Annotated in this window: 7 protein-coding genes; 3 read left to right on the top strand and 4 right to left on the bottom strand. The window is 36.8% G+C overall.

The annotated features are described in order from the left end of the window. Positions 1 to 3 precede the first annotated feature (3 nt). The 3 genes from B0A65_RS21180 (at position 4) to B0A65_RS21170 (ending at position 4,965) form a co-directional block, all read left to right on the top strand. Positions 4 to 2,325, top strand: a complete 2,322-nt coding sequence (locus B0A65_RS21180; protein WP_074663208.1) for a beta-N-acetylhexosaminidase — start codon at positions 4 to 6, stop codon at positions 2,323 to 2,325. Positions 2,326 to 2,357: 32 nt separating this feature from the next. Next, positions 2,358 to 4,592, top strand: coding sequence for a GH92 family glycosyl hydrolase (locus B0A65_RS21175; RefSeq protein ID WP_083370519.1), 2,235 nt, complete (start codon positions 2,358 to 2,360; stop codon positions 4,590 to 4,592). A gap of 82 nt (positions 4,593 to 4,674) precedes the next feature. After that, positions 4,675 to 4,965, top strand: a complete 291-nt coding sequence (locus B0A65_RS21170) for a hypothetical protein (RefSeq protein WP_074663200.1) — start codon at positions 4,675 to 4,677, stop codon at positions 4,963 to 4,965. Between the two features lie 95 nt (positions 4,966 to 5,060). Here B0A65_RS21170 and B0A65_RS21165 read toward each other — a convergent pair whose 3' ends face one another. The 4 genes from B0A65_RS21165 to B0A65_RS21150 form a co-directional block, all read right to left on the bottom strand. Beyond that, entirely contained in the window at positions 5,061 to 7,184 is a 2,124-nt protein-coding gene (locus B0A65_RS21165; protein WP_074663197.1) for an alpha-L-fucosidase, read from the bottom strand. 15 nt (positions 7,185 to 7,199) lie between these two features. Next, the gene (locus B0A65_RS21160) at positions 7,200 to 8,648 is read right to left on the bottom strand and encodes an alpha-L-fucosidase (protein WP_074663193.1); all 1,449 of its coding nucleotides are present in this window, start codon (positions 8,646 to 8,648) and stop codon (positions 7,200 to 7,202) included. A gap of 30 nt (positions 8,649 to 8,678) precedes the next feature. Next, positions 8,679 to 9,686: an isoaspartyl peptidase/L-asparaginase family protein gene (locus B0A65_RS21155; RefSeq protein ID WP_074663190.1), complete on the bottom strand. Its 1,008-nt coding sequence runs from the start codon at positions 9,684 to 9,686 to the stop codon at positions 8,679 to 8,681. A gap of 184 nt (positions 9,687 to 9,870) precedes the next feature. Then, positions 9,871 to 12,327 (bottom strand): alpha/beta hydrolase-fold protein, encoded by a 2,457-nt coding sequence (locus tag B0A65_RS21150; protein WP_074663187.1) that lies wholly within the window; start codon positions 12,325 to 12,327, stop codon positions 9,871 to 9,873. Positions 12,328 to 12,474 lie beyond the last annotated feature (147 nt).

The raw sequence follows: 12,474 nt of genomic DNA, 5'->3' as shown, positions 1-12,474 counted from the left end.
TTTATGAGAACATTAAAACCATTATTGATCTTAATCTTCTTAACCGTTTTAACTGCGGGTTATAGTCAAAAAAATTACACGGAAAAAGACATTAAAATTATTCCGAAACCAACGCAGTTAATCATTAATAAAGGTGTATTTGAATTTTCTAAGAACACAAAATTTATTGCCGTTACTGATTTTCAAAAAGAAATTTCAAATGCGCTGATAAGCAAGTTTGAAAAAGCAGGCGGGTTTCGACCTGAAGTGTCCACTGCAATTCCGAATAGCAATTTTGTACAATTTAAAGTAGACGAAACTTTAGATAAAGAGGCTTATGTATTAGATGTAAATCCGAAAAGCATTATCATTACAGCCAAAGGACAGGCAGGTTTTATTTACGCATTAGAAAGTATACGACAATTGCTTCCGGTTGTTATTGATAGTAAAAATGTTATTTTGAAGCAAAAATGGCAAATTCCAAGTTTGGTCATCAATGATAAACCTCGTTTTCAATGGAGAGGTTTAATGTTGGATTTGTCGCGTCATTTTTTTGATAAAAACTATATTCTGGCTACAATTGATCGTTTGGCTATGCATAAAATGAATGTTTTGCATCTGCATTTAGTAGACGATCAGGGATGGAGAATTGAAATTAAAAAATATCCAAAATTAACCGAAGTTGGTGCCTGGAGAGTTGATCAGGAAAATTTATCGTGGAATGCGAGACTTACCACAAATCCAGACGAAAAAGGAACGTATGGAGGATTTCTAACTCAGGATGAATTAAAAGAAATCGTAAAATATGCGGCATCAAAAAATGTCGAAATTATTCCTGAAATCGAAATGCCGGCACACGTAAGCAGTGCAATTGCGGCCTATCCGGAACTGGCTTGTTTTGATCAGCGTATCGGAGTTCCGTCAGGAGGTTTATGGCCCATAACAGATATTTATTGTGCCGGAAAAGAAACAACATTTGAGTTTTTGCAAAATGTAATCGATGAAGTAATTACCATTTTTCCTTCAAAATACATTCATATTGGAGGCGATGAAGCGACTAAAACCAATTGGGAGAAATGTCCGAATTGTCAAAAAAGAATGCAGGAAAATGGTTTAAAAAACAGCCACGAACTGCAAAGTTATTTTGTAAAGAGAATGGAGAAATATATCAATTCTAAGGGCAAAAAAATAATTGGCTGGGATGAAATATTAGAAGGCGGTTTAGCTCCGGAAGCAACTGTGATGAGCTGGAGAGGAACCAAAGGTGGCATTGAAGCGGCAGAACAAGGTCATGACGTTATTATGACACCGGAATCACCATGTTATTTCAATTTTTACCAGGGACCACAAAATGAAGAGCCTTTAGCTTTTGATGCTTATAATCCATTAAATAAAGTATATGAATTTGATCCTGTTGTTTCAACTATGACACCAGATCAGGCAAAGCATGTTTTGGGCGGACAGGCGAATTTATGGGCAGAATTTCTTTCTACTCCAAGTGCTTCAGAGTATATGATTTTTCCAAGATTGGCTGCTTTATCCGAGACTTTATGGAGTCCGAAAGAAAGTCGCAACTGGAATGATTTCACGACAAGATTAACGTCATTATTACAGCGTTATAATTATTTAGGAATCAATTATGCAAAAAGTGCTTATTTGGTAACGGCTTCTTCAAATGCAGATATAGCTCAAAAACAGATTAATGTTACGCTAAAAAATGAATTTCCTAATCCGGATATTCGTTATGTTTTGGGTAATAAATCCTTAGATCAACAGGCTTTAAAATATACAAATCCAATTCCGTTTAACCAAACTACGATTCTAAAAGCTTCACTATTTCAAAACGATAAACCAGTCGGAAAAACATTTACGGATACGATAGTTTTTCACAAAGCAGTGTCACATAAAGTTAGTTACCTGACACCATACAACGGGAATTATAAAGGCGACGGACCTTTTGGGATGGTAAATGCAATTCGCGGTTCTAAAAACTTTCATGATGGTCAATGGCAGGCCTGGTTAGTAAATGATATGGAAATTGTGATTGATCTTGAACAACAACAAAACATACAGCAGGTAATAGTTGGCACTTTGGAAAGTCAGGGAGCGGGAATAAATTTTCCGGTACAAGTAAAAGTCTTGGTTTCAAACGATAGCATTAAATATAAAGAAGTTGGAAAAGTGAATCGTGTGTATGCATCAAATCCAATATCAGAATTAAAAGATTTTACAATTGATTTTCCAAAACAAAATGCGAGATTTGTAAAAATTATTGCTGTTAACCTAAAAAAGAGCCCAAAGGGTGATAGCTCCTGGTTATTTGTCGATGAGATCCTGGTAAACTAAAAAAGCTAATAGAGATAAAAGCTAAAAAAGAAATGAAAAATAGAACGATCCAAACAGCATGTTTTTTTTGCATGCTGTTTTTTAGCATACACACATTTGGACAACAGCCCGCAGAATTTGTGAATCCGTTAATCGGGACTTCAAATTATGGTGCTGCTTTTCCCGGACCAATTGCGCCAAGAGGAATGGCAAGCATTAGCCCGTTTAACGTAGCAGGACCTCAAAATCGACCTTTAGAAAAAGACAGTCAGTGGTTATCCAACCCTTATGTTAATGAAAACACCTTTTTGACGGGATTTAGTCAGGTGAATTTAAGCGGTGTAGGCTGTCCTGACTTAGGTGTACTTTTGCTAATGCCAACGACTGGCGCGGTTGAAACCAATCATTTGAAATACGGTTCTACTTATTCTAAAGAAGTTGCTAAAACAGGGTATTACAGTGTAAATATTGATAAATACAAGATTAAAGGAGAATTTACAGCTTCGAAAAGAGTAGGAGTTAGCAAATTTACTTTTCCAAAAGGACAATCGAATATTTTACTTAATTTAGGTTTAGGATTGACAAATGAAGAAGGCGCTATGATAAAAGTGGTTTCCTCAACCGAAATTGAAGGAATGCGTTCTGTTGGATCGTTTTGTTATAATAGTCCTGAAGATGCTTATCCGGTTTATTTTGTGGCCAAATTTTCAAAACCTGCAAATCATTTTGGAGTTTGGAAAAAAACACCAAAGTACGAAGGGGTAGAAGCACAATGGATGGGTTACAACGGTAAAACCCGAATGATGAAAAATACCATTAAAACGGTTGTTGGAGATAGCATCGGATCCTATTTTACTTATGAATTTGATAAAAAAGAAACGGTTGAAGTTAAAATTGGCGTTTCTTATGTTAGCATTGCAAATGCCCGTGAGAATTTAGAAAAAGAAACCGGAGGCAAACCATTTGACACTGTTTATAAAGAAACATACGAGGAATGGAATAAAGAGCTTTCTAAAATTTTGGTCGAAGGCGGTTCCTATCAGGATAAAGTTATTTTTTACACGGCATTGTACCATACTTTAATTCATCCAAATACTCTAAATGATGTCAATGGAGAATATCCACAGATAAAAAGAACCAAGATTGGAAAAACTACAGATACACGTTATACGGTATTTTCGTTGTGGGATACCTATCGAAACATGCATCCGTTAACCTCTTTGGTTTATCCGAAACAACAATCTGATATGATTAAAAGCATGTTGGAAATGTATGATGAAAATGGCTGGCTCCCAAAATGGGAATTAAATTCAACCGAAACATTTACAATGGTTGGAGATCCTGCAAGTATTGTTATTGTTGATGCCTGTTTAAGAGGAATTCAGGATTTTGATATTTACAAAGCGTATCATGCCATGTTAAAAGGGGCTGACCAAATTGAAGAGAATCCGTTACGTCCCGGGCTTAAGGAATATCTGGATAAAGGTTATTTATCAACCAATTATCCCGGACCTGTTTCTACAACGCTCGAATATAATACTTCAGATTATGCGATTTCTCTTTTAGCGAAAGCGTTAGGTGAAAAAGAAGATTATAAGCGTTTTACTAAACGTTCTTTATCGTACCGAAAATTATATGACAAAGATTTAAAATTGCTTCGACCAAGAACGGCTACAGACAATTGGTATGAACCTTTTGATCCTGTTGCAGGAGCTAATTTTCAGTCAAATGTTGGGTTTATTGAAGGGAACGCGTGGCAATATGCTTTTATGGTGCCGCATGATATCAGGGGATTGATAAAGTTAATGGGAGGTGACAAACCTTTCTCTGATCAATTGCAAAAAGTTTTTGATATCAAACAATTTGATATGGCAAACGAGCCTGATATTGCTTATCCTTATTTATTCAATTACGTAAAAGGTGAGGAATGGAAGAGTCAGGAAATGGTAAAGAAATTAGTAAGAGAACATTTCAGGAATGAACCAAAAGGACTACCTGGAAATGATGATACAGGAACCATGTCGGCATGGCTGGTGTATTCAATGATGGGATTCTATCCAATATCACCGGGAGATCCGATTTATACGCTTACAGCGCCAATGTTTGATAAAATAACGATTCAGTTAGATCCAAGATATTACAAGAAAGAAAATATCGTAATTCAACGAGAAGTGAATTCTGATGGAAAAATCAAAGACATTCAGCTAAATGGAAAAAGTCTGAATAGTTTCTTTATTTCACATGATGATTTTGTAAACGGAACCACATTGAAAGTGATTCAGGAATAATATATCGCTATTTTGAAATAAGCTTTATTTTCGCTTAGGTATCGGACGGAAAGGGTTATCATAATGTATTAATATTTAAGTTATGAGCTACGAAAAAGTAAGAGAAGAATTTATTAAAGATGCAGAAGAATACATACGTGCAAAGCGACAACCGTTTGCAAAATTAGCAGGTGCCGACTTGGAGCTTGCCAAGTATGAATACCTGGAAAACTTTCAAGACTATATTAACTTTCTTAATTTTCGAATAATTGCCAGACTTGATGAAAATTTGATATCTTTTAAAAGCCTCGAAGAAGCAACTGCTTTTCAGGATTTTATGAAGCCGACATTTGAAATGCTTGCAAGAAAGTATACTGAAGGGCTTATGGATTAATGGAACACTCTTAACTCTTTATACACAATAAAAAAAATCCATTCACCGTATGAATGGACTTTTTTTGTATTCGAATCTCTGTAAAACAAACAGGATTATTTTGTTTTTATACCAATTTCAGCGATAGAAATATACCTTCCATCTACACTGGTTTTTCCAATAAACTTAATGTATCTCGCTTTCGCCACTGATTTTAAAATGATGTTTTGCTCCACCGGATTGCTTTTGATATTAGCAAATTCACCTTCTGCAACCGTTGTCCAGTTTATACCGTCAGTACTTATTTCCCATTGGTAATTCTTTACAATTCCACCCGTTCCATTATGGCGTGGTAAATACGATAAAGTTGTGAATTCCATTTCCTGTCCCATATCAATAACTATGAATTGAGGTAAAGGTGTTAATGATGTATTATCAGCGGTACTCCAGAAAGTTTCGGCATTTTCATCAATAGCGTTTAAGGCTGATTCCTTTTCCTCATTTTCAAAAGAGACCGTAACTATTTTCCAGTCTTTTTTGTAAACGTTGAAGGATTGAATGGCAGTTTCACCAGATTTCATGTCTGTTCCAAAAGATTTGGCTTTGACATTACCTGAGGTTAAAAAAGGAAACGGGCTTACAAAAATTGGCGATTGTGCAGTAGGTTCTGTTCCGTCGATTGTGTAGCGAATGTGATTTACACTAGTTTCCGTAGTGATTGAAACATTCCCCTCTTTGTCTCTTTTAATTTTTGGAAGTGGCAATAATTCTGGCTCTCTAAAAACTCCAATATCGCTTAAAGCAATACAAACAGGAGATTCTTTAATAGTAATTCTCAATTTTGAAGTTGTGATATAATTTGGTAAACGCAGCAGTCGGTTAGCACCAATACTGGTAACTTCGCCTACTTTTTTCCAAATTCCATTGATAAAAGCATCAATTTCGACTTTTTCAATGCGTTGGCCCAATTTGATGTTTTCTCGTAAACGGATGATGTTAAATGTTTGTTCTTTGTGCCATTCTAGAGTCACGGTTGCTTTTTTTACTTCATCACTGGTTGCCCAATACGAATAGCGGTCATTATCAGTCAGGTTTTTGGTTCCAAAAAAGATCTGATTTTCACCTCGAACCTCAGAAGCCGTAATAACAGCTGATTGTGCAAGATTATCAGCGAATAATTTCTTTAGAAAATCACCAAAATCTTTCAGACTCTTAACATCATTCTGATGTAACAGACCATCTGTATTTGGTGCAATTCCGATATCCATACCAGCACCTCTTCCAACAGATTTTAAGTAAATTTCAAATAACTCCGAAACTGATTTCACATTATTGTCTTCATTAGCGTGATAAAACCAGCCATTTCTAAGAGGAACATCACATTCAGCCGGTTTCCAAAATTTACCGTTTCGTGTTCCTCCCTGCGCTTTGTCCGAATCGGTTTCTCCGGGAACGGCTACGGTTTTGCCTGCTATTGGTTCCGGGGTAAAAGTGGCCCATGAAGTTTCATTTGCAAAACCTCTTTCATTACCCACCCAGCGCACATCGCCATTATCAGCAAAGATAACCGCGCCTGGCTGCAGCTTACGAGATATTCCCCAGGTAGTGTCCCAGCCATAATAAGTAGATCGGTCTATGTTTCTTTTTTCGTTTTTTCCACCATAATAACCGTCTCCGCCATTAGCGCCATCAAACCAGGTAATGAATAGATTACCATAATTAGTGTACAATTCTTTTAACTGATTTCGGTATTTTTCTACGTATTCAGGTTTCCCATAATCTTCATTATTTCGATCCCAAGGCGAGCAATAAAGACCAAATTTCATTCCGGCCTTACGAGCTGCAACTTCGAATTCTTTTACCATATCGCCTTTTCCGTCACGGAAAGGGCTTGCACTAATGTTGTAAGCTGTTGTTTTGGTTGGCCATAAACAAAATCCATCGTGATGTTTGGCAACAAAAATAACGCCTTTAAAACCGCCATCTTTGGCAGCATTCACAATCTGACTCGCATCAAATTTTGTTGGATTAAAGATCTTAGGATCAGCATCGCCATATCCCCATTCTTTATTCTGAAAAGTGGTTGGCGTAAAATGCACCAAAACATATTGTTCCAATTCCTGCCAACGCAATTGCGGTTCTGTTGGCAATGCCCCATAAGGAGCTGGCGGGCCAATTTTCTGCGCTGTCATGGATAAAAAGGCAAAACATCCTAAGAAAGTTAATAGTAGTTTTTTCATTTGATCTGATATCTCTTATTGCGTTACTTTAATTACCACCGCTTCCTGACTCGCTAATGAAGTCCTCAATTCTTTCGGGATTGTAACAACGATTCCGCCATCGACTTTTTTACTGGTGAGTTTTTGTTTGTTATTTAGTAAAGAAGCTTTCAAATTGCCTTTACTGTCCGTTTTGATGCTGATCTCAGCAGGTAATTCTTTTTCGTCTTTGGCGGGCATGTAAATTCCGTAAATTGATTTTCCTTTCTGTGTATAACCCACTTTTTCATCTAAATAAGGGGCAACAGGTTTAGTATCATAAATAGCCTCACCGTTTACAGCTAACCATTTCCCAACATTAGCTAAAGTAGTTTCAATTTTAGGATCAAACTCCCCCTTAGCATCCGGCCCAACACCTAATAAAAGATTTCCGCCTTTTACCACAATATTAGTCATCAATTGAATTACTTCTTTTGAAGATTTGTAATGATCATTTGGTACCCATCCCCAGGCTCCTCCAAGGGTAATACAACTTTCCCACGGCACACTTAATGGTTTCTCAGGTGTTTTTTGTTCCGGTGTTAAATAATTTTCATACTCACTCGGAACCCAACGATCTACAACCAACATTCCAGGTTGTTTTTGACGTGCTTTTTCTGCAATCAATTTCATATTGATATCCATATCATACGGATATTTGCAAAAGTCTTCTACTTTTTTATTGATAGTGGATAATGGTCGAACCCAACATCCGTCAAGCCAAAGAATATCCACTTTTCCGTAATTGGTAGTCAATTCGTTCAACTGATTTTGGGTGTATTGTACATAACTTTGCCATCTTTCAGGAAATTTTTTGATGTCATAAGTAGGATTTCTGTCTTTTGGAGGATAATAGGACCACCAGAAATTTTCTGTCGTCCAGTCCGGTTTTGAGAAATAAACGCCAACAGCCAAACCTTCTTTTCTTGAAGCATCCAATACATCTTTTAATACATCTGCTTTTGGATTTTTAGCATACGGTAATTCCGGATTCGTAATTTTGAAATCGGTATATTTCGAATCATACATACAGAATCCATCATGATGTTTCGACGTAAAAATCATATATTTTGCTCCGGCGTTTTTGAACATTTTCGCCCATTTTTCAGCGTTTAAATTCGTCGGATTTAATTTGAATTTTGTATTTCTGTAATCGGTGGCATATTTGTAATAATCATCATAACCATCTCTGGTTACCCAATCTTCCGGAGCCAATCCCCATGATTCTACTGTTCCCAACTGTGTATAAAGCCCCATATGAATCAGGACACCAAATTTATAACCCTGCCATTTGTCCAGATTAGCTTTTACTAAAGGGTCCTTTGTCCACACGTAGCCTTCTTCTTCGGTTTTATCGGCTTTCATGCTGAAATCACCTTGCGCGTGAAGCGAAAGAGCACTGGCGCAGACAAATGCCGTATATAATAATTTGAATCTATTTTTCATTTTTAGTTTTTGGTAAGTAGTTATTGCAGATTATTTTATGTAAAACTCAGGATTGATCAATTTGTTCCCGGTTTCATCATAAACGGCGTAATTAAAACCACTCTGAACGCAATAAGAACCATAATCACCTTTTTTGTTTAAAGCAATAAACCCAACCTGAATATCTTTTAAATTTTTATTTCTGTTTTTCATCAGCTTCACCACTCTCAAAACAGCTTCTTCACATGCTTTTTGCGGAGATCTTCCCTGACGCATCAATTCAACAACCAAATGACTTCCTGAAATTCTGATTACTTCTTCACCGTGACCGGTCGCAGTTGCAGCGCCAATTTCGTTATCTACATACAAACCGGCACCAATAATAGGAGAATCGCCTAAACGGCCGTGCATTTTAAATGCCATTCCGCTGGTGGTACAAGCTCCGGAAAGATTTCCATCAGCATCTAAAGCAATCATCCCTATAGTATCGTGATTTTCAATATTAGCAATGGGTTTATATTCAGAAGTTTTTAGCCATTCTTTCCATTCTCTTTCAGAATCCGGAACCAATAAATTTTCTTTTGGAAAACCTTGTGCCAAAGCAAATTGAAGCGCTCCGTCACCAACCAACATAACGTGTGGCGTTTTTTCCATCACAGCCCGAGCAACAGAAATTGGATGTTTGATAAATTCCAGACACCCCACAGAACCAATATTAGACATTTCATCCATAATACAGGCATCTAGGGTTACACGTCCGTCTCTGTCAGGTCTTCCACCGTAACCAACACTTCTTTCTGTCGGATCACCTTCAGGGATTTTTACTCCTGCTTCTACGGCATCTAAGGCACGTCCGCCTTTTTTCAATACTTCCCAGGCTGCTTCATTGGCTTTTAAACCAAAATTCCAGGTAGAAAGTACGATTGGTTTTCTTATTTTTCCATCAGAAAGAATAGTATTAGGCTCTTCGTTCTCTTCTGGTTTCCCGGTGAAGGAACTTAGCGCTACAGCAGCCGAAGCCATTGCAGCTGTTTTAAGAAAGTTTCTACGATTGTTCATATGTTGTGTCTTTTTATTTGCTTTTGGTGCTAAAAATAAGTGTTTTTATTTAATTACTAAATCGTATTAGTAAATTAATTTTCTACTCTGCTTTCTAGCATAAAAATCATAAATTTTTGCTTCTATTTTCTTTGAATCCGCAATAATAGAAGATTTTATTTTAGCTATAATTGCATAGTTGTTTTTAATTGAAAAATTCTAACGTTTTGGCAGACCATTCATTATCAAAGAAACCGCTTACTTTCATATCCGGTAATCCATTTAAAAGTAAATCAGCCTTAAATATCATGACATCCGGAAATCCTGTAATTCCTGAGATATAGTTGTTTGCCCAAGTCGCCTTCATTCCTTTTTCAGAAGTTCCTGCCACAACGCCTACCATTGCCGTTTTACTGTCTTTTCTTGGTACAACAAAATAAGCTGCTAAATCAGCTCCTTTTAACACTTTGTCACCCACTTTTATTTGTTGATTGTCAATTTGAACTGGAGCATTTTTCAGTAATAAATTCCAGGCGCTATTGTTAACTGCATTTCCATAAATCACGACGTTTCTGTCTTTGTATTTTTCCAATGAAAATTCTTTGTCCGAGATCACGTCAATACTTCCATTCCCTCTGTAATAAAAAGTTTCGGCGTCAAAGCGGGCTCTGTTTAAATACCAATCGCGTTCTGAAGCAGAACCGCCTGTCGCATAAACAAAAACAACATTATTATCGAATGCAAATTTGAATCCGCCCTGACGTTCTGCATACTTTTCGGCTGTATTGATTTCGTTTATCAAAACCCATTTTCCGTCTTTCAAATTCAGGATAGCTTTTTTATCCGAAGTTGTTTTTAGCAGCTGATCATCAATATTTAAGGTAATTTCTCCTTTTAATTCTAAAGAAACCAAATCGAGTTCCATTACCGAAACATTTACTGTTTTAATGTTAATTTGCTGCTTGTCAATTTTTGCATTGATAGTAGAAAAATCAAAAGGGCGAATTTGCTGTTGTAGTTTTATCCAGTAATCTGTTGAAGAAACGGCTGGAGTTGCGGTGTGAAAATCAATTTCTTTGACTTCTTTGTTTGTTGGAATGGTTTGGCGCTTGAAGAATTCAAATATTGGAAACCAGTCTACAGAATGATCGCCATACCAATGCTCTCCTCCAGGATACTCGTAATAACAAAAGTTAGGATGAAAAGTGCCTAAAATCTGGCGCATTTCCCGAACCTGCGAAATAGGAACAGTCGAATCGGCATCGCCATGCAGCATATAAACCCCTCCTTGTTTCAGGTTTTGTACAAGGCTTTTAACACGACCAGAATTGGCAGAACGTTTGATTGGCTCAAATGCTTTGAACATATCATGCATTTCATCGCCTTTGTCAGATCCGTACATCGAAATATCAGGGTAGGAGGCGCAAGGGGCAATAGCAGCAAATTTACCCGGATAAGTTGTTCCTAAAAACCAGGTACCGTGACCGCCCATTGAGTGACCGGTTAAGTACGTCTGATTCGGAATAGTGTTGAATACTTTTTTGGCTTCGGCTAAAACTTCCAGAGCATCAATTCTACCCCAATCTTCCCAGTTAAAACCAAAAGGGCGTCTATTTGTAGCTGCAACAATATGAACCCAATCCTTTTGTTTGTAAGCTCTTGCCTGATTTCGAGCCTCAACAGATGCACCGTGAACTGAAAGGACCAACGCTTTTGGTCCGGCTCCCAATGCCGGAGCGACACTATAATACTGTACGCTGTTGTCTACTTTACTCACAAAAGTGCGTTCGTGATGCACAGTTGCAGCGCGTTGTTGGATTGTAATTTCTATTTTGTCGATTACTTTTCCGCTTTTATCTGAAAGTGTAAGGTTCATCTTTAATTCTCCTGTAAAATCAGCTTTTGCAGCCGGAACTTTAAATTTTACTTTTCTCACAAACAAAGGCATAATAGCATCAGTTGCGTATGTAGCTTTTTCTCCGCCGGATAAAGTGGCTGTAATTACAAGGTTTTTTAAATCTTTCTCCGTTGCATTGATTACACGAATGGAAGCCCATTTTTCGTCTTTTTCACCATTGATAACATCCGGAAGCGTTAAATCACGTTTGGTAAACTGAATACTTTTTGAAGGCACAATAATTTTCGATTTCACACGGCCAAAACGGCCTTTGGTATAAATAAATTCGTTTACACCTTTGCGAAGTTTAAACGGAACTAAAGTGTATCCAAAATCATAATGATCACCTTCATGGGGCTGGCCATTAATATAGGTTCTTGTACCTCCTGTAGTTTCCAGTAGCACGATTTGTTCTTTTGAAGCATTATATTCTGTATATAGAAAACCGGATCGCATAGGTTTTCCACTGAAAACTTTGGCAGAATCTGCCTCAATTTCCTGCCAATTTCCTTTCTCTTTATTTGGATTTACAAATTTCCCAACAGCATATTGCCACGCTATAGGATCTTGTCCATTAAAAAGTGTACCTGTTCTGCTTTCAGTTTGAAGTGTATAGCCATTTATAAAATGATACAAAACATTTCCTTCGGCAGTGGTAATAATTTTTTCTTTACCAAAATATTCAACAACATTTCCGGTCGTTTTTGTCTGTGCAATCGAATTTATGCACAAGAAAATAGAGAAAATCAGAAGTCCTTTTTTCATTTTTCGGGGTTTGTTTTTTTTATTTTATTCCAATTTTTCAGACTTTTACTAAAACGTTTTACTTAAAAAGCAGCAAAAAAGGGTATTTAACAATTTATTTCCGATTAATTTACGTTTTTTTAAATTTATTAAATCGATTTAGTAATG

It is taken from the genome of Flavobacterium frigidimaris (assembly GCF_002217275.1).
Lineage (GTDB): Bacteria > Bacteroidota > Bacteroidia > Flavobacteriales > Flavobacteriaceae > Flavobacterium > Flavobacterium aquidurense.
Note: the sequence above shows the minus strand (reverse complement) of the source record. Positions and strands in the feature narration are given on the sequence as shown.